This window comes from Microbacterium ureisolvens (assembly GCF_015278315.1).
Classification (GTDB): domain Bacteria; phylum Actinomycetota; class Actinomycetes; order Actinomycetales; family Microbacteriaceae; genus Microbacterium; species Microbacterium ureisolvens.
Genome location: NZ_JADIJE010000004.1, coordinates 262,452 through 279,817, shown reverse-complemented (window position 1 = coordinate 279,817; position 17,366 = coordinate 262,452). Strand labels below are relative to the sequence as shown.

General features: G+C 70.7%; 22 protein-coding genes. 10 read left to right on the top strand and 12 right to left on the bottom strand.

The genetic code is table 11. From position 1 onward, the window contains the following. Positions 1-64: 64 nt before the first annotated feature. Positions 65-1,738: a DUF885 domain-containing protein gene (locus IM767_RS08695; RefSeq protein ID WP_109209422.1), complete on the top strand. Its 1,674-nt coding sequence runs from the start codon at positions 65-67 to the stop codon at positions 1,736-1,738. A gap of 19 nt (positions 1,739-1,757) precedes the next feature. Here the strand turns inward: IM767_RS08695 and IM767_RS08690 are convergent, their stop codons facing one another. Further along, the gene (locus IM767_RS08690; protein WP_109209421.1) at positions 1,758-2,408 is read right to left on the bottom strand and encodes a phosphoribosyltransferase; all 651 of its coding nucleotides are present in this window, start codon (positions 2,406-2,408) and stop codon (positions 1,758-1,760) included. A gap of 90 nt (positions 2,409-2,498) precedes the next feature. Between IM767_RS08690 and IM767_RS08685 the strand changes: the two genes are divergently transcribed. Genes IM767_RS08685 through IM767_RS08675 form a run of 3 tightly spaced genes read left to right on the top strand, consistent with a single transcriptional unit; the run spans position 2,499 to position 5,750 of the window. After that, the gene (locus tag IM767_RS08685) at positions 2,499-3,557 is read left to right on the top strand and encodes an LLM class flavin-dependent oxidoreductase (protein WP_194398841.1); all 1,059 of its coding nucleotides are present in this window, start codon (positions 2,499-2,501) and stop codon (positions 3,555-3,557) included. A gap of 36 nt (positions 3,558-3,593) precedes the next feature. After that, positions 3,594-4,946, top strand: coding sequence for an MFS transporter (locus tag IM767_RS08680; RefSeq protein ID WP_109209420.1), 1,353 nt, complete (start codon positions 3,594-3,596; stop codon positions 4,944-4,946). 42 nt (positions 4,947-4,988) lie between these two features. Further along, on the top strand, positions 4,989-5,750 hold the full coding sequence (locus tag IM767_RS08675) for an SGNH/GDSL hydrolase family protein (RefSeq protein ID WP_109209419.1): 762 nt from the start codon (positions 4,989-4,991) through the stop codon (positions 5,748-5,750). 5 nt (positions 5,751-5,755) lie between these two features. Here IM767_RS08675 and IM767_RS08670 read toward each other — a convergent pair whose 3' ends face one another. Both IM767_RS08670 and IM767_RS08665 read right to left on the bottom strand, forming a co-directional pair. After that, complete coding sequence (locus tag IM767_RS08670; RefSeq protein WP_239453208.1) at positions 5,756-6,244, bottom strand: DUF2087 domain-containing protein; 489 nt, start codon at positions 6,242-6,244, stop codon at positions 5,756-5,758. Continuing rightward, positions 6,241-6,810: a dihydrofolate reductase family protein gene (locus IM767_RS08665; protein ID WP_109209418.1), complete on the bottom strand. Its 570-nt coding sequence runs from the start codon at positions 6,808-6,810 to the stop codon at positions 6,241-6,243. The genes IM767_RS08670 and IM767_RS08665 overlap by 4 nt, the downstream gene beginning before the upstream one ends. 90 nt (positions 6,811-6,900) lie before the next feature. On the opposite strand from IM767_RS08665, the gene IM767_RS08660 reads away from it, so the two are divergent. Together IM767_RS08660 and IM767_RS08655 are read left to right on the top strand one after the other, a co-directional pair. Continuing rightward, on the top strand, positions 6,901-7,293 hold the full coding sequence (locus IM767_RS08660) for an ArsR/SmtB family transcription factor (protein ID WP_109209417.1): 393 nt from the start codon (positions 6,901-6,903) through the stop codon (positions 7,291-7,293). After that, on the top strand, positions 7,286-7,732 hold the full coding sequence (locus IM767_RS08655) for an SRPBCC family protein (RefSeq protein WP_109209416.1): 447 nt from the start codon (positions 7,286-7,288) through the stop codon (positions 7,730-7,732). Before IM767_RS08660 ends, IM767_RS08655 begins: the two co-directional genes overlap by 8 nt. Before the next feature lie 13 nt (positions 7,733-7,745). Here the strand turns inward: IM767_RS08655 and IM767_RS08650 are convergent, their stop codons facing one another. The 3 genes from IM767_RS08650 to IM767_RS08640 all read right to left on the bottom strand — a co-directional run bounded on the left by IM767_RS08650 (position 7,746) and on the right by IM767_RS08640 (position 10,976). After that, the gene (locus tag IM767_RS08650) at positions 7,746-8,588 is read right to left on the bottom strand and encodes a carbohydrate kinase family protein (RefSeq protein ID WP_109209415.1); all 843 of its coding nucleotides are present in this window, start codon (positions 8,586-8,588) and stop codon (positions 7,746-7,748) included. Continuing rightward, a complete protein-coding gene (locus tag IM767_RS08645; RefSeq protein ID WP_109209414.1) occupies positions 8,588-9,499 on the bottom strand; it encodes a pseudouridine-5'-phosphate glycosidase in 912 nt (303 codons plus the stop codon). Before IM767_RS08645 ends, IM767_RS08650 begins: the two co-directional genes overlap by 1 nt. Before the next feature lie 136 nt (positions 9,500-9,635). Then, a complete protein-coding gene (locus IM767_RS08640; protein ID WP_339327390.1) occupies positions 9,636-10,976 on the bottom strand; it encodes an MFS transporter in 1,341 nt (446 codons plus the stop codon). A 212-nt stretch (positions 10,977-11,188) separates the two neighbouring features. Between IM767_RS08640 and IM767_RS08635 the strand changes: the two genes are divergently transcribed. Continuing rightward, positions 11,189-11,452 (top strand): DUF6458 family protein, encoded by a 264-nt coding sequence (locus IM767_RS08635; protein WP_109209412.1) that lies wholly within the window; start codon positions 11,189-11,191, stop codon positions 11,450-11,452. Between the two features lie 54 nt (positions 11,453-11,506). Here IM767_RS08635 and IM767_RS08630 read toward each other — a convergent pair whose 3' ends face one another. Together IM767_RS08630 and IM767_RS08625 are read right to left on the bottom strand one after the other, a co-directional pair. Further along, on the bottom strand, positions 11,507-12,193 hold the full coding sequence (locus IM767_RS08630) for a GNAT family N-acetyltransferase (RefSeq protein ID WP_109209411.1): 687 nt from the start codon (positions 12,191-12,193) through the stop codon (positions 11,507-11,509). Between the two features lie 68 nt (positions 12,194-12,261). Then, on the bottom strand, positions 12,262-12,795 hold the full coding sequence (locus IM767_RS08625; protein ID WP_162564220.1) for a TetR/AcrR family transcriptional regulator: 534 nt from the start codon (positions 12,793-12,795) through the stop codon (positions 12,262-12,264). Between the two features lie 37 nt (positions 12,796-12,832). On the opposite strand from IM767_RS08625, the gene IM767_RS08620 reads away from it, so the two are divergent. Then, complete coding sequence (locus tag IM767_RS08620; protein WP_109209519.1) at positions 12,833-13,192, top strand: DoxX family protein; 360 nt, start codon at positions 12,833-12,835, stop codon at positions 13,190-13,192. 331 nt (positions 13,193-13,523) lie between these two features. Here IM767_RS08620 and IM767_RS08615 read toward each other — a convergent pair whose 3' ends face one another. Beyond that, on the bottom strand, positions 13,524-13,973 hold the full coding sequence (locus IM767_RS08615) for a pyridoxamine 5'-phosphate oxidase family protein (protein WP_109209409.1): 450 nt from the start codon (positions 13,971-13,973) through the stop codon (positions 13,524-13,526). A gap of 86 nt (positions 13,974-14,059) precedes the next feature. Between IM767_RS08615 and IM767_RS08610 the strand changes: the two genes are divergently transcribed. Next, complete coding sequence (locus IM767_RS08610; protein WP_109209408.1) at positions 14,060-14,980, top strand: AEC family transporter; 921 nt, start codon at positions 14,060-14,062, stop codon at positions 14,978-14,980. Between the two features lie 15 nt (positions 14,981-14,995). On the opposite strand, the gene IM767_RS08605 is transcribed toward IM767_RS08610, so the two are convergent. The 3 genes from IM767_RS08605 to IM767_RS08595 are packed head-to-tail and all read right to left on the bottom strand — an operon-like array spanning position 14,996 to position 16,580. Further along, positions 14,996-15,268: a DUF6510 family protein gene (locus IM767_RS08605; RefSeq protein ID WP_239453207.1), complete on the bottom strand. Its 273-nt coding sequence runs from the start codon at positions 15,266-15,268 to the stop codon at positions 14,996-14,998. Next, complete coding sequence (locus tag IM767_RS08600) at positions 15,265-15,990, bottom strand: ferredoxin reductase (RefSeq protein WP_109209406.1); 726 nt, start codon at positions 15,988-15,990, stop codon at positions 15,265-15,267. The genes IM767_RS08605 and IM767_RS08600 overlap by 4 nt, the downstream gene beginning before the upstream one ends. Then, entirely contained in the window at positions 15,987-16,580 is a 594-nt protein-coding gene (locus IM767_RS08595) for a sulfite oxidase-like oxidoreductase (RefSeq protein WP_109209405.1), read from the bottom strand. The genes IM767_RS08600 and IM767_RS08595 overlap by 4 nt, the downstream gene beginning before the upstream one ends. A 189-nt stretch (positions 16,581-16,769) precedes the next feature. On the opposite strand from IM767_RS08595, the gene IM767_RS08590 reads away from it, so the two are divergent. Next, positions 16,770-17,327, top strand: coding sequence for an HdeD family acid-resistance protein (locus IM767_RS08590; RefSeq protein WP_109209404.1), 558 nt, complete (start codon positions 16,770-16,772; stop codon positions 17,325-17,327). The last annotated feature ends 39 nt before the right edge of the window (positions 17,328-17,366 follow it).

The following is a 17,366-nucleotide window of genomic DNA, read 5'->3' as shown; positions in this document are numbered from 1 at the left end:
CGTATCGCGAGGAGACCGCGGCTCACGTTTGTCGGCACCGCGTCGCATCCCTAGGCTCGAAGCCATGACAGACGAAACCCGCACGCCCACGCAGATCGACAAGATCGCTGATGCGTGGGTCGACACACTCGCCGAACTCGAGCCGACGCTCGCGACCTACATCGGCCGGTCGGAGTACAACGACCGGTTCGGCGACTACAGCCCCGCCGGGCAGGAGCGCCTCATCGAGGAGGGGCGCAAGACGCTGGCCGCCCTCGAGGCCGCGACCGCCGACGACGATGTCGACGCCGTGACCAAGGACGACATCTCGCGCGAGATCCAGCTCGAGCTCGACCTGCACGAGGCCAAGTGGCCGCTGCGCGACCTGAACGTCATCGCCTCGCACGCGCAGAACATCCGCTCGGCGTTCGATCTGATGCCCACCGCCACCGCCGACGACTGGTCGGTCATCGCCAAGCGGCTCGGAGCGGTCTCGGGTGCGATCGACGGCTACATGACCACCCTGCGCGAAGGTATCTCGCAGGGTGTGGTGCCCGCGCGCCGGCAGGTCACCGAGGTCGCGACGCAGATCGCCCGCTACACCTCGGAGAACGGCTTCTTCGCCACGTTCGCCGCGGAGGCCGCTCCGGAGGAGGGCCAGCTGCCCGCTTCGCTGGCTCGCGATCTCGCCGACAACGCCAACGCCGCACGCGTCGCGTACGACGAGCTGGCATCGTTCCTGTCGAACGAACTCGCGCCGGTCGCGAACGAGAAGGATGCCGTCGGCCGCGAGCTCTACGCGCTGCACAGCCGCCGCTTCCTCGGTGCGACCATCGACCTCGACGAGACCTACGAGTGGGGTGTCGAAGAGCTCGCCCGCATGGTCGCCGAGCAGGAGGCGATCGCGCACGAGATCAAGGCAGGGGCCAGCGTCGAGGAGGCCGTGGCCTTCCTCGAGCAGGACGCGAGCCGCAAGCTCTACGGCACCGACGCGCTGCAGAAGTGGATGCAGGAGACGAGCGACCGCGCCGTCGCCGAACTCGGCAAGACGCACTTCGACATCGCCGAGCCGATCCGCAAGCTCGAGTGCATGATCGCCCCCACGAAGGAAGGCGGCATCTACTACACCGGTCCGACCGACGACTTCTCGCGCCCGGGCCGCATGTGGTGGTCGGTGCCGGAGGGCGTCGAGGAGTTCGACACCTGGCGCGAACTCACGACCGTCTACCACGAGGGCGTCCCGGGTCACCACCTGCAGATCGCGCAGGCCGTGTACAACCGCGCGCAGCTCAACACCTATCGCCGCCTGCTGGGCGGCACGTCGGGCCACGCCGAAGGCTGGGCGCTTTACGCCGAGCGGCTCATGGAGCAGCTGGGCTACCTGTCCGACCCGGCCGACCGCCTCGGCATGCTCGACGGTCAGCGCATGCGCGCCGCGCGCGTCGTGCTCGACATCGGCGTGCACCTCGAGAAGCAGCGTCCCGACGACCAGGGGGTCTGGGACGCCGACTTCGCGCTGGAGTTCATGCTGCGCAACGTCAACATGCCCGACGAGTTCGTGAGGTTCGAGGTCAACCGGTACCTCGGCTGGCCGGGTCAGGCGCCCTCGTACAAGGTGGGCCAGCGCATCTGGGAGCAGCTGCGCGACGAGGTCGCCGAGCGTGAGGGCGACGCCTTCTCGATCAAGCAGTTCCACAAGCGCGCGCTCGACATCGGCGGCGTCGGCCTCGACACGCTGCGCTTCGCGCTGTCGCGCTGAGCGGACGAGACCGGCAGGCTCAGCGACCGTCCTCGGTCGCTGAGCCTGCCGCGTCCCGGTGCAGCAGCGCCAGGACCTCGGCGTCGCTGGTCTGACCGAAGTCGTCGTAGTACTGGCCCACGGCCCAGAAGTCCTCTTCTCGGTGCGGGCACACGAGCTCGTCCACCGCGTCGACGGGTGCGCTCCACCGCGCCGGAGCGACGGGGACGGCCAGCACCACCTTCGACGGTCCGCGGCCGCGCACCGCCCGGCACGCCGCGATCGCACTCGCACCGGTCGCGACGCCGTCGTCGACGACGATCGCGTTGCGCCCGGCCAGGTCGTCGATGGGGGCACCGTACGCGTCAGTGCGTCGCGCCAGCTCATCGCGCTCGGCCGCCTCGACCCGGTCCAGGTCTCCGGGCGACATGCCCGCCCAGCGCACCGCGCCCGGCGTGACGATCCGCACCCCGTCCGCGATCGCACCGACCGCGAACTCCTCCTGGCCCGTGGCGCCGAGTTTGCGCACGACCACGGCGTCGAGAGGGAGGCCGAGGTCGTCGGCCACCGCGGCCGCGACCACCACGCCGCCTCGCGGGATGCCGAGGACCACGGCATCCGTTCCCCGCCAGTGCGCGAGGTGCGCGGCGAGCTCGCGCCCGGCGGCCCATCGGTCTGCGAACAGGGCCATGGCTCCACGCTACGCTCGCGGAGTCCGGATGTCTTCGGGAATGCCGCGACCGTCGCGCGGGTTCATGCAGGCGAATAGAAGGAGTCGATCGTGACCACTGCAGACCTCGCCCCCACAGGCCCCGCCCAGATCGAGCTGGGCCTCGACACCTTCGGCGATGTGACCCGCGACGCGACGGGCGAGCTGCTCAGCGCCGCCCAGACCATCCGCAACGTCGTCGACCAGGCGGTCCTCGCCGACCAGGTGGGGCTGTCGTTCTTCGGGATCGGCGAGCACCACCGGCGCGAGTTCGCGGTATCGAGCCCCGAGATCGTGCTCGCCGCAGCGGCAGCGCGGACGAAGCGGATCCACCTCGGGACCGCGGTCACCGTTCTCTCCAGCGACGACCCGGTGAGGGTGTTCGAGCGGTTCTCCACCCTCGACGCCGTTTCGAGCGGCCGCGCCGAGGTGATCCTCGGGCGGGGCTCGTTCATCGAGTCCTTCCCGCTGTTCGGCTACGACCTGCGCGATTACGAGCCCCTCTTCGACGAGAAGCTCGAGCTGTTCTCGCAGCTGCTCACGGAGAAGCCCGTCACGTGGAGCGGCACGCTGCGCGCACCCTTGGAAGAGGCTGACGTCTTCCCGAAGACCGAGAACGGGCTGCGGGCATGGGTCGGCGTCGGGGGGACCCCGGAATCGGCCGTGCGAGCCGCGCGCTACGGCTACGGCCTGATGCTCGCCATCATCGGCGGGCCGGCCGAGCGCTTCCGCCCGTTCGCCGAGCTCTACCGGCGGTCGCTGGAGACCTTCGAGCGGCCCGAGCTGCCCGTCGGAGTCCACTCGCCCGGACACATCGCCGAGACCGACCAGCAGGCGTGGGACGAGGCCTACGAGGGCTTCGAGGCGATGAACAACTCGATCGGGCGCGAGCGCGGCTGGCCGCCCTACAACCGCCTGCGCTTCCAGCACGACGTCGGCCCGGGCGGGGCGCTCTACGTCGGCTCGCCCGAGACGGTGGCCCGCAAGATCGCCGACACGGTGCGCACGCTCGGCGCCTCGCGCTTCGACATGAAGTTCTCGACGGGAACGCTGTCGCACCAGAAGATGATGCGCTCGATCGAGCTGTACGGCACCGAGGTGGCCCCGCTCGTGCGCGACATGCTGTCGTGAGCACCGCGAGGGTCGCGGCATCCGTAGCATGACGCTATGACGGATGCCGGAACCCGCGCCACGTCGACGCTCTCGGAGCGCCTCGACCGCCTGCCGTTCACCCGCGTGCATCTTCGGGTGCTGACCGGTTCGGGGATCGGCTGGGCGTTGGACGCGATGGACGTCGGCCTGATCTCGTTCATCATCGCCGCGCTGGCCGCCCAGTGGAGCCTCGCTCCCAGCGAGACCGCGTGGATCGCGTCGATCGGGTTCGTGGGCATGGCGGTCGGCGCGAGCGTCGGCGGCCTGCTCGCCGACCGGTTCGGGCGGCGACAGGTCTTCGCTCTCACACTCCTGGTATACGGCCTGGCGACGGGCGCGAGCGCTCTCGTCGGCGGGCTCGCGGCGCTGCTGGTGCTGCGGTTCCTCGTCGGACTCGGCCTCGGGGCCGAGCTGCCGGTCGCGAGCACCTACGTGAGCGAGTTCGCCCCCGCTCGCATGCGCGGCCGCCTCATCGTCATCCTCGAGGCGTTCTGGGCCGTCGGGTGGACGCTCGCCGCGCTGATCGGCTACTTCGTCATCCCGGCATCCGACGACGGCTGGCGGTGGGCGTTCGCGCTCGGGGCCATCCCCGCCCTGTACGCGCTCATCGTGCGCTGGGGGCTGCCCGAGTCGGCGCGCTGGCTGGAACGGCGGGGCCGCTTCACGCAGGCCGAATCCGTCGTGCGACGCTTCGAGGATGCTGCCGGCGTCGAGGCGGCGCCCGCGGCGGGCCGGCCCACGACGCCGCCCGCGACGGCGACGTCGCTGCGGGAGCGGTTGGGAGCGCTGTGGTCGCGCGAGTTCCGCGTGCGCACGGCCTGCCTCTGGCTGGTGTGGTTCTGCGTGAACTTCTCCTACTACGGCGCGTTCATCTGGATCCCGTCGATCCTGGTGGCCCAGGGGTACGACCTGGTGCGCTCCTTCGGGTTCACGCTCGTGATCACCCTGGCGCAGCTGCCCGGGTACGCGGCGGCCGCGTGGCTGATCGAGGTGTGGGGGCGGCGCGCGACGCTCTCGGTGTTCCTCGTCGGCTCGGCGGTGTCGGCCATCTTCTTCGGCACCGCGGGGAGCCCTGGGACGATCATCGCCGCGGGGATGGCGCTGTCGTTCTTCAACCTCGGCGCGTGGGGCGCCCTGTACGCGGTGACACCGGAGATGTACCCGACGTCGCTGCGGGCGACCGGCAGCGGCTGGGCGGCGGGGGTGGGACGAATCGCGTCGATCGTCGCCCCGCTCGTGGTGCCGTCGCTGCTGCTGGCCGGCGGCGCCCCGGTGCTGTTCGTCGTCTTCGCGGCGTTCTTCGCCGTCGCCGCCGGGGCGGCATGGGGACTGGTCGACCGCCGAGGCGTGGCGCTCGACGACCGCTGAGGGGTGTCGGGCGGACGGGCGACGCCGTCCTAGGCTGGGGGCGTGGCATCCGTTCGATACGTCGCGATCGGCGACTCCTTCACCGAGGGCGTGGGCGACGAGCTCCCCGACGGGCACGTGCGCGGCTGGGCCGATCTCGTGGCGCGAGGATGGGCGGATGCGGCGGGCGAGCCGATCGAGTACGCCAACCTCGCGATCCGCGGCAAGCTCGTGTGGCCGATCGTCGACGAGCAGCTCGAGCCGGCGCTCGCACTGAAGCCGACGCACCTCTCGTTCAACGGCGGCGGAAACGACATGCTCCGCCCCCGCACGAGCGTCGCGCATGTCGTCGCGGCCTTCGAGCGCGTGCTGCGACGGTGCGACGAGGAGGGTGTGCAGCTGATCGTGCTGTCGGGCGCGAACCCGACGGCACAGCTGCCGCTGCGCCGCGTGATCCAGCGCCGGGGCGATCTGCTCTCGCACGCCGTCGAGAGGCGCCTGGCATCACGCGCCGACGTCGTGCAGGCGTACAACTGGTTCGACGCGGAGCTGGCCACCCCGCCCTTCTGGTCGGAGGACCGCCTGCACATGAACGCCCGCGGCCACCACCGGGTCGCCGCGCGCGTACTCAGCGCGCTGGGCCTGGAGCCGCCGGCCGAATGGTGGTCGCTGCCGCCGATGCCTGCCGCCGGAACGCGCGGCGCGGCGTACTACCGCGAGCACGTGGGCCCGTGGGTGCGACGCCGGCTGACGGGCACGTCGTCGGGCGACGGACGCGAGCCGAAGTTCGGCCAGTGGACGCGGTTCGAGCCGGGGTCGCGCTGAGGCCGTCAGCGCTCCGTAGACTCCACGCGCGCGTACTTCGATCCGGACCGCGTGCGCTCGAGCAGCCCGGCTTCGACGAGGTGGCGGCGCAGCACGGCGACATCGGCGGTGATCAGGGCCAGCCGCTCGTTCGTCTCCTTCTCGCTCAGCACCTCGCCGGCCTCGAACGTGCGGTCGGCGATCCAGCGCAGCAGCTCTTCGCGCTCCGTCTGCCCCGCCGGATAGCGGTCTATGCGCCCCTCGGCATCGAGGAACCGTCCGGGGCCTGATCGCTTCACCGGCGGGTTCTCGTTCAAGATGCCGCGCACGGCCGCATCGTCGAACTGCACGCCACCGTCCGCAGCCTCACGCACGAGTCCCAGCTCGACCAGCCGTGCGATCGCCCGGCGACGTCGTGCGTCAGGAATGGCCGCGCCGTGCATCGCCTCGGCGAGGACCGTGCGGAGGTCGGGGTTCGTCAGGGCCGCGAGGACGCCGCGCCAGCGCTCGCTCACCGCTGCTGGCCGGTGACGGCGTAGGTCAGCTCCGCGAAGGCGCCCGCCTGCCGGGCGTCGATGAGCCGTAGCCGGTCCGCACCGAGGCTGCGGGGGAGCAGGGGCTTGCCGGACGGCAGGGTGGCAGGCGCGATCGACACGCGGATCTCGTCCAGCAGGCCCGCGTCGGCGAACTGCCCCGCGAGGTCGCCGCCGCCCACGATCCAGACGTCGCGATCGCCGGCGGACTCACGGATCTGGGGCCATGCCTCGCGCACGTCCCCAGATGCGAACCGGATGTCGACACCGGGCACCACCGGCTGCGCGCGGCTGCTGAACACCCACGTGGGCCGATTGCCGTAATAGGCCGGCCACTTCTCGGGGTGGGCGACGAGGTCCTCGTGCTCGAGCACCCAGCGATAGGTCGATGATCCCTGCACGAGAACGCCGATGCCCGCGAGGAAACGCTGGAAATCCGCGTCGCCGCCCTCTCCGCCCGGTGCGGCGAACAGCCAGTCGAGGGAGTCGTGGTCGTCGGCGAGGAAACCGTTCAACGTGGTCGCGGTGTAGAAGATCACCCGGGGCATGCCGCCACGCTAGCGCGGGTCGCCGACATCGCCGTTGACACTTGTTCAACCTCTCGGTATTGTACTGATTGGTTGAACAAGGAGGTGAGAATGACCGACACACTGAGTCGTACCTTCGCGGCCCTCGCCGATCCCACCCGCCGCGCCATGCTCGCGCGGCTCGCGGAGGGGGAGGCGACGGTGGGGGAGCTCGCCGAGCCGTTCGACATGACGTTCGCGGCCGTGTCGAAGCACCTCCGGGTGCTCGAGGGGGCGGGGCTCGTCACCCGGGGGCGGAACGCACAGTACCGGCCGGCCCGGCTCGACGCGCGACCGCTGGCCGCGGCATCCGACTGGATCGGCGACTACGCACGGTTCTGGGAAGACAGCCTCGGCGCCCTCGATCAGTACCTCAACGCCCTGCAGCAGCTGGGCATACCGCCGCACGACCCGTCGGCGGGCGACGCGCCCGCCGTACCTGACAAGGAGAACGACCATGACTGAGTACTTCACCGTGACCCGCACCCTGCGCGCGCCGCGCGAGCTCGTGTTCGAGGCCATCACCAAGCCCGAGCACTTCGCCGTCTGGTTCGGCACCGCCGCCGTCGAGGTGCCGCAGGAGAGCCTCACGATGGACGTCCGCCCCGGCGGGGCCTTCCGGGCGGTGATGATCCTGCCCGACGGCAACCGCATCGACTGGTCGGGGGAGTATCGCGTCGTCGAGCCGCCCTCCCACATCGCCATGAGTCTCACCGACCAGCCCGGAGACGACACGGGGCTGCCCGTCCTGTTCGACCTGGAGGAGTCCGCAGACGGCACGGTGCTCACGATCCGCCAGGACCGCAGCGACTTCACCGACGAGCAGGTCGCGGCCACGATCGCCGGCTACAACGCGTTCATCGACGACATCGAGCGGGTGCTGGAACAGCTCCAGAGCGCCTGACCGGAGCCCGTCCTCACCCTGACAGAGCGCCCGGGCGGCGCAGCGCCTGCATCGCGAGCACGCTGCCGGCCCGGGCGCTCTCGGTCGGGCCGGCGCCGGCCAGGGCCGCGACGATGTACCCGGCGGCGAAGGCATCGCCGGCACCCGTGGAGTCCTGCACGTCGTCGACCCGATCGACGGCCACCTCGACCGACTCACCGTCGGCCGACACGACCACGGGCTCCGCACCGCGCTTGACCACGTACACGCCGCCGGGGGTGATGCCGAGGGCGGCCGCGGTGCGCGCCTCGTCCTCGTTCGCGAACACCACGTCCGGCCGGAGGTCCGCCAGCAGCGTCCGCAGGTGCTGCGCTTCGAGCTCTCGCAGTGTCGCCACGCTCGACAGATCGAGGCTCACCCGGGCGCCGCGCGCGGCGGCGCGGGTCGCGGCATCCGTCACCGCCTTCCGTGAGAGCGGGGTCTCGAAACCGTAGAGCGGCAGGTGCACCCAGTCCGCGCCGTCCATCCACTCCGGATCGATCGCGTCGAGCTCCGCCGCCGCACCACGATCGGTGATCATGGTGCGCTCGCCGACGGCATCCACGAGCACGACGATCGACCCGGTGCGACCATCCCGCTGCACCCGCGCGTCGACGCCCGCCGCCTCGAGCTCACTGACGAGCGTGCGGCCGAGCGTGTCGTCGCCGACCCGGCCGATGAAGCGGACCGGATGCCGCGCGGCGGCGGCGACCGCCACGTTCGCAGCACTCCCGCCCCGCGTGAGGCGCACCTCGGCGGGGTTGTCGGTGCCGCGTTCCAGCGACGCGCCGCCGAGGACGATCAGGTCGGCGACCAGATCGCCGATCACGACGAGCATCAGGCGTCCGCGAGCGCCCGCGCGATGCGGGCGCCGAGATCCACGTTGCCGCGATACACCTCGACGTTGACGTCGAGGCTGCGCCCGCCGGTCTCGCGCTGCAGGAAGTCGAGGAGGAAGGGCGTGGTGTCGTGCCCCGACACGCCCTGCGCGTCGGCCGCGGCGAGCGCACGGGCCAGGACGTCGTCGTGAAGGGCCGGATCGAGCTGCCGCGCCTGTGCCACCGGCTTCGCGACGAGCAGCGTGGAGGTGATCCCCAGCCCGTCTCGCATGCGCACGATCTCGGCGATCTCGGCGGGGGAGTCGACCGAATACTCCAGGTCGTGGCCGGAGTCGGACACGTAGAACGCGGGGTAGTCCGTGGTGCGGTACCCCACGACGGCGAGGTTCAGGGTCTCCAGTCGCTCCAGCGTGAGAGGGATGTCGAGGATCGACTTGACCCCGGCGCTCACGATCACCAGCGGCAGCCCCGCCAGCGTCGGGAGATCGGCCGACTCGTCGAAGGTATGAGGCGCCCCGCGGTGCACTCCGCCCAGTCCACCGGTCGAGAACACCTTCACGCCGGCCCGTGCCGCCAGGTGCGCCGTGGCGGCCACCGTCGTCCCGGCGCTGAGCCCCTTCACGGCGGCGACAGGCACATCGCGCACGCTCGCCTTGACCACGCCCTCCGCTGTCGAGAGCGTCTCGATCTGGTCGGGCGTCAGACCGACGGTGGGTCGACCTTCGACCACGCCGATCGTCGCGGGCACGACACCCAGCGCGCGCACCCGCGCCTCAGCCTCGAGAGCGACGTCGAGGTTGCGCGGCCTGGGCAGCCCGTGCGTGAAGATCGTGGATTCGAGGGCGAGCACGGGATCGCCGGCGGCGACGGCGTCACGCACCTCCTGCGCGACGACGAGGGGATCGCTCATGGCCGTCCTTTCGAAGGGCTGGGCCAGCCGGGTTAGCGCCACAGTACTGACTCTGAGACCCCACCGGACCAGCGGGATGCGGCGAGTCCGTCCGCTCCGCGCGCGAGCCGGGGATCGCGGGCATCCGAGTCGCGTGTCAGCGCTGCCGACGGCGGCGAGTGCGCGGCGGGTCCATCCCGAGCCGGATGCGCGTGCGCTTGCGCTCGATCACGATGAAGATGCTTCCCAGGGCCCACAGCGGCACCTGCAGGAGGAACGCGATGCGGAAGGCGTCGAGGTTGTACGTGTCGGGCGTGCCCGCACCCTGCAGGTCGAGGGCGAGGCCGATCAGCAGGATGGCCAGCAGCGCCGCCAGGAACCCGCCGGCGTTGGTGACGCCGGTGGCCGTGCTGAGGCGGTGCGTGGGGTTGTGGGTCCGTGCGTGGTCGAAGGCGATCATCGACGCGGGTCCGCCCGTCGCCAGCGCCACCGCCAGCACGAGCAGCAGCCACAGCGGCGCCGGCTCGGGATAAGCGATGACGACGAGCCACGCGAGTGCCTGCACGCCCACGGTCGGCAGCACGAGGGCTCGCGACCGCAGGTGCGGGATGCGCCGCGACAGCTCGCCCATGATGGGGCCGAGCGCCATGCCCACAACCACGTAGAGCGACATGATCGAGGCGGCCTCCGCCGTCGTGCGACCCTCGCCGGCGGTGAGGAACGGCATGCCCCACAGCAGGACGAACGCCGTCCCCGCGAAGGGCGTGGTGAAGTGCGACCAGAACGCGAGCCGCGTTCCCGGATGCGCCCACGCCGCGCGGATCCCGACCCCGGTGTCGACGGCCGACGTGACGACGCGGATGGCGCCGGTGTCAGTGTCGACCGACACGTCTTCGTCGCGGTCCGGAGGGTGGTTGCGGATCAGCAGGAACACCAGGATGGCGAAGAGCACGCCGAGGCCGGCGATGCTGCCGAAGGTGATCGTCCAGGACGTGGCATGCAGGAGCGCCGCCAGCGGGATCAGCGCGACAAGCTGACCGGCCTGGCCCACGATGCCCGTGAACTGCACCATGAGGGGCCCGCGCTGCGCGGGGAACCAGGTCGCGATGAGCCGCAGCACGCCGGGGAAGACGGCGGCGTCACCGGCGCCCAGCAGCATGCGGGCGAGGATCGCGACGCCGACGCTGGGGGAGAGCGCCATGGTCAGCTGCCCGACCGCCATCAGCAGCATGCCCACCGTCATGATCGGCCTGGCTCCGTACCGGTCCAGCAGCACCCCGATCGGGATCTGCATCCCGCCGTAGACCGCGAGCTGCACGACCGCGAACAGCGACAGCGTCGCCGCGTCGGCATCGAACCGGGCCGCCGCATCGACACCGACCGCGCTCAGCGAGGAGCGGTTCGTGATGGCCAGCACGTAGGCGGCGACGCCGACGGTCCAGATCACCCACGCACGCAGTCCCGGCCCCGCCGCGCGGGGACGGGACAGACTGTGCACCATTCCACAGTAGTCACCGCGACGGATGCCGCCCGCCGGCGTCTTCTCGCACCGCCGAACAGCCCTCTGATCACGGTGATCTCCGGGAGGAGGCATCCGCCCGCTGTCAAGCCCCTCCCGAGGAGGCGACCGGATGCGGAAGCGTAGGCGCGGGACCATTCGTCCCGAAACAGGGGAGGGCTAGTGGCCGCGCCCCGGAAAGGACACCTCGCATGAGTATCGGAGCAGGCATCGCCCTCTTCGCCATCGGAGCGATCCTCGCGTTCGCGGTGAACGTAGAGGTCGAATGGGTCAACCTCGACATGATCGGCTACATCCTGATGGGCGCAGGAGCCGTCATCTTCATCGTCGGCATCATCCTGTTGGCGCGCCGCCGCCGGTCGGATTCCGTCACGCGCACGGCCGTCGACCCCGCGGCGGGCGAGCAGGTCACCCGTCGCAGCACGGCCTCGACGGACGACGCCGCCGGACTCTGACCGACCTTTTCGACCGCGGGCGCTTCGGCGCCCGCGGTCGACGGCGTCTACGGGCTACTCCGGTGCCATGTCGAGCTGAGAGCGCAGTCCATCGACGCCGTGAAGGTCGATCTCGGCGCCGAGGCGCTTGCGGTGATCGGCGCGGACGGCGTCCCACCTCTCGCGCGACATCGTCCAGCGGTTGTGCAGCACAGCGACGCCCTCGCGGGCGACGAAGAAGGCCCCGTCAGGCTCGTAGCCCAGGCGTCTGGAGACCGCGTTCGAGGGACCGTTGTCGACGAATGCCCCCGAGGTCGCCTCGCGCGCACCGAGGCCCTCGAACGCGAGATGCAGGGCCAGAATCCTCATGCGCGTCCCCGTTCCGCGTCCCTGATGCTCGCGACCCAGCCAGGATCCGGTGGTGACGCGGCGGAGCACCGGCCAATCCTGGGCCGTCAGGCCCTGCACTCCGACGGGCATGCCCGCGCGGATCACCGCCAGTTCGAGGGTGAACGCCACGGGTGAGATCGATCCGCGGTGGCTCCACTGGTACGTGAGGACGCTGCGCGCGACCTCGTCGGCCGTGCCCCGCGACCACGGATGCTCGAAGGGCATCGCTTCGGGATCATGGATGCCGCGACCGGCGAGCTCTGCCAGCTCCACGAGCAGGTCGTCGTCGATCCAGCGGAGTTCGAGGGCGCCCGCTCGCACCCGCACGGCGGAGGCGGGCCACAGGCGGGCGAGGGCGTCGGTGTGCGGCATCCCGGCAGTCTGCCAGAGCAGCCGTGCCGCGACGAGGCAGGGCTCGCAGGGATCGCCCGGGCGACGCCTCAGCCGCCGTCGGCGCCGCCCACCGCCGGGATGAGCTCGGCGAGCAGCTGGAACACCGCAGCGAGGTCCTCCTGGCTCGTGGCAGGACGGGCCACGGTCGCACCGATCACCACGAGGTGGGGGAGCAGGGCCGCCGCCCGTGCCCGCTCCGGGTCCGTCACGCGCGCCGCCCAGGCCCGTCTGAGCGCGGACAGCCGCTCGCCGTCGACCTGCTCCAGCGCCGCCGCCGCAGTGGGGTCGTGCTGAGCCCACGCTCGGATCGCGCGCTCGAGGCGCACGTCGACCACATCGTCGCCCGCCGCCACCAGGGCTGCGAGCTCGGACACCTCGGGCGCCTGGGCCAACTGTTCGACGGCGCGGGCGCGCCACTCGTCGAGCAGCGCGGAGCGGTACGCAGCCGCATTGGCGAAGTGATGGAAGAACGAACCCTTGCTGAGGCCGACCCGCGGCGCGATGCGATCGATGCGCACCGCGGAGACGCCTTCCTCGGCGAGGACGGCAAGCCCTTCGTCGATCCACCGTTGTCGCGACATATGGCCACCATACCAAACCGTATGGTACGTTGCGAGCATGACACTCCTGCCGGATCCGGTCTGGCCCGTCGTCCTTCTCGCGGCGATCTCGCTCGGCGACGGCCTGCTGTGCCTGAAGCCCGCGCGCTTCATCGCCCGCTGCTTCGAGGACGTCGGCTGGCCCCGGCGGCTGTGGTGGATCATGCCGCCGATCAAGTTCGCCGCCGCCGGGGGACTGGTGGCCGGCATCTGGATCCCCGGACTCGCCGCACTGACGTCGGTGTGCCTCGTCGCCTACTTCGTGGTGGCGATCGCGATGCACATCCGTGCACGCGACTTCGGCCGCAATCTCTTCGTCAACGCGACAGGGATGCTGGTGATCTGCGTCGCAACGGGGGTGTACTGCTTCCTCGTGTAGGCGCTGCTCCGCGTCGAAGCCACGCGTCGCGTCGCACTGCGCACTCCGGACAGGGGACAGCAGCGAACGCGGATCCCGCAGCTGGCCGAAACTCTAGCTGACATAATGTGCATTATCGGCGGTGTTCTCCACCGGAGCGGTCTGAGGCCGAACCCCTTCTCTACAGCCCCTTCCGGGTTCTGAGAAGGCGCTGCGAAAGAACATCCGTTGACGGCGTCGGCAGAGTGCCGTTCAGGCGACGCGTCGTGACGTCCGGAGTCAACCCGATGACTCACGCGTCTTACACCGCTGTCATTCCGTGCGCTCGCGCTGCGGCATCCGTCGGCGCCATTCAGACCAGCCAAGCGCCGTCACGCATGAGCACGCGCCCGGACAGCTCGTTCGACTCGCGCCACGCCTGGATCCGCGTCGGTCGCAGCACGAGGAACACGTAGCCGGCGAGACCCCGCGGGTCCCAGTCCGCCTGCGCGGCGTAGGCCGCTCCGAGTGCCGCGTCCTCGTCGACGCCCGCGGACCGCTCCAGCACGACGTCGAGGAGCGCGACGTCGCGGGTGGGCCCGACGGCCAGGCGCGCAGCGCCGGAGCCGGCGAGGTTGCGAGCCGTGACGGAGCCGGCCTCGACGGCGATGACCGCGCGGTCGTCCGTCCACGCCAGCGACAACGGCACCAGATACGGCGCGGCATCGGCCGAGGCGGTGGCTACCCACACGTCGGCTGCCGGTGCGGTCAGCGCCGCGATGAGATCGGACTTGCGCGTGGCGCGGTCGCGAGGTTCAGGCATCCGTTCTCCTTTGTTCGGCGCGTGCCAGTCTGTCAGACGGCGACGCAGGATTGGCCCGCAAGCAAACGATTTCCTAGGCTCGAAGCATGCTGGAGTCGCTCACCGGGTTCGTCGTGGTGGGCGTCGCGATCCTCGTGGGATGGATCCTCGGCCGCATCGATCTGCTGGGCGAGCACGCGAAACCCGTGCTGGCGCGCCTCACGTTCTTCGTGCTGTCGCCGTTCCTGCTGTTCGTGGTGCTCGCGCAGGCCGACGTGCGGACGCTCTTCTCCGCTCTCCTGCCGGTGTCGGCGATCGCCGCCGTCGTCGTGATCGCCGCGTACGCGCTCGTGGCGCGGCTGATCTGGCGGCGCTCGGCCGGCGAGACCGTGATCGGCGCCCTCAGCGCGGGCCAGGTCAACTCCAACAACATCGGCATCCCGCTGTCGCTGTACCTGCTCGGCAGCGCTGCGTACCCGGCACCCGTGATCCTGATGCAGCTGCTGGTGTTCACGCCCATCACGATGGCGATCCTGGATGCCGTGACCACCGCGCGCGCCTCGCTCTGGCGTGCCGTGGCCCGCGTCGCCACCAACCCGATCGTCCTCGGCTCAGTGCTCGGAACGCTCGTCTCCGTGCTGGGCATCGAGCTGCCGCCCATCGTGATGGAGCCGGCGATGCTCATCGCGAACGCCTGCGTGCCGATCCTCCTGATCGCCTACGGCATCTCGCTGCACGGGCAGCGCGTGCTCGGCGCGTCGGGCCGCCGGCGTGACATCGTCCTGGCGACGACCCTGAAACTCGTCGCCATGCCGGTGATCGCCTGGGCGGTCGCCGAGTTCGTGTTCGGCCTGTCGGCGCACGACGTGCTCATCGTCACCGTGCTCGCCGCTCTCCCCACCGCTCAGAACGTCTTCAACTACTCCCAGCGCTACGACGTCGGCGAGACCATCTCGCGCGACACCGTCTTCCTCACCACGATCGGCTGCGTGCCGGTGCTGATCCTCGTGACGCTGCTGCTCGGCTGAGCGCGCGTCGTCGAGCTATGGGCGTGCCAGTTCGCGCAGCGTGCCGACCACCAGCCGCACCCCGTCGGGGCCGTGCAGCACGGTGAACAGCGTGTGGGTGCAGCTGCGGCAGCGAACGATGGCGGCCACGTCGTCCAGCTCGACCACCGTCTCGGCGACCGGCGCCGCAGCTCCGCAGCCGCCGCAGACGCCGATGAGCGCGGTCACATCCGCCCCGAAGACGTCCCACAGCATGCCGGCCGCGGCGTTGCCGTCGACGACGCTCGTCGCATTCTCCGCTCGCATCATGCACCTCCGAAGCGTTCGGTCCTGATCCGCGCGGGCGGATGCCCGAGCCGCACGAGCGCGTCGGCGACGTGCTCGACGAATCCAGTCGGCCCGCACACGTAGAAGATCGGCGCACGGTCCGGCTCCCACGTGGCCTCGCGCAGCGCCGCCTCGTCGACGCGTCCCACGGCGCCCTGCCAGCCCTCCGGGGCGGCGCGGGTATACCGCCAGGCCACCCCTACTCCCCCGTCGGTCGCCGCGGCCGCCAGCTCATCACGATATATCGCGTCCTCCGGCGTGCGGACCGAGTACAGGAGCCGGACGGATGCCGCGGCTCCGGCATCCGTCGCCGCTCGCACGATCGCCATCAGCGGCACGATGCCCGACCCCCCGGCGATGAGCTGCACCGGGCCCTCTCCCCCGGCCCGCCACACGAAGTAGGCGCCGAGGGGCCCCTTGACCTCGAGCTCGTCGCCCGGAAGGACGTCGCGCACCAGATACGGCGACACCTCGCCCTCGGGGATCTCGTCCACCGCGAGTTCGATGGTGTCACCCGGGCCGTACGACCCCAGCGAGTACGACCGGACGGCCTGGTAGCCGTCATCCGCGGTGAGACGGAGATCGACGTGCTGGCCGGCGTCGTTGCCCGGCCATCCCGGCACCTGCAGTCGCAGGATGCGCGCGGACGGCGTGACGTCGACCGCCGCCACGACCCGGCCGGGACGCCAGTCCCCGACCGTCACCAATACCGCTCCTCAGTCCAGGGGTCGCCGTGCATGTTGTAGCCGTTCTGCTCCCAGAATCCGGGTTCGTCCTCGTCCATGAGCGTGAGTCCGCGCACCCACTTCGCGCTCTTCCAGAAGTAGAGATGCGGCACGAGCAGTCGCGCCGGGCCACCGTGCTCGGGATCGAGGGGCTCGCCGCCGAACTCGAACGCGACCCACGCGCGGCCGTCGCGCAGCTCGTCGAGCGGCACGTTCGTGGTGTAGCCGCCATACGAATGGGCCATCGCATACGAGGCATCGGTCTCGACCGCGTCCAGCAGGGTGTCCAGCGACACGCCGCGCCAGGACGTGCCCAGCTTCGACCAGCGCGTGACGCAGTGGATGTCGGTGTGGACGTCCTCGATGGGCAGTGCCATGAACTCGTCCCACGTCCACGAGGCGCCGGTGCCGGCTTCGGTGCGGATGCCGAACCGCCAGTCGTCGAGATCGATGCGAGGGGTCGGACCGGCCGAGAGCACCGGGAAGTCCTCGGTCAGGTACTGACCAGGTGGCAGCCGCGGGTCGCTCTCGCGGCGCCGTGCGCCGAAGCCTCTCGAGATGACGGCCATCGCAACCCTCTTCCTGCACGCCGTCGCCGACGCGCGTACTCACGGAAACACGCAGGCTCACGCTAGCGCGGCGCGGCGGGTGGGTGCGACGGGCTTCTGGCAACACACGTTCACGGTTGCCGCGAAGTTCGACAGCGGGTCTAAGCTTTAGCCGCACCCGTACAGGGAACTCTCAGAAAGGCCCCGCGAATGTCCACTGCATCCGAAGCCGAGAAGTCGGCCGTCAACGGGATCCGCACGGCGCTCGGCGTCGGCGGTGTCCTCGCCATCATCGTCGGAATCCTGATCCTGGTCTGGCCGGCGAAGTCCGCCGCGGTCGTCACCGCGATCATCGCGATCTACGCCATCGCGGCCGGCCTCGTCTACGCCGGTCTCGGCATCTTCTCCAAGACGAAGGGCGGCTGGGCCCGCGTCGGCCACATCGCCCTCGGCATCCTGTTCATCATCGCCGGCGTCGTGGCGCTGTTCAACCTCGGTCAGACGACCGCATGGCTGGCGCTGTTCCTCGGCATCCTCGTCGGCATCATGTGGATCGTCGAGGGCATCGTCGCGCTCTCGACGCTCGGCGACGCGGCGTCGAAGGGCTGGTCGATCTTCTTCGCCATCCTGAGCATCATCGCCGGCATCATCCTGCTTTTCACTCCGGTGTGGGGCATCGCGGTGCTGTGGTGGCTGCTGGGCATCTCGCTCATCGTCCTCGGCATCATCAACGTCGTGCGCGCCTTCACCTTCAAGGGCGACCTCTGATCCGAGCCTGACGCAAGAGGACGGCCCCGGGAGCATCCG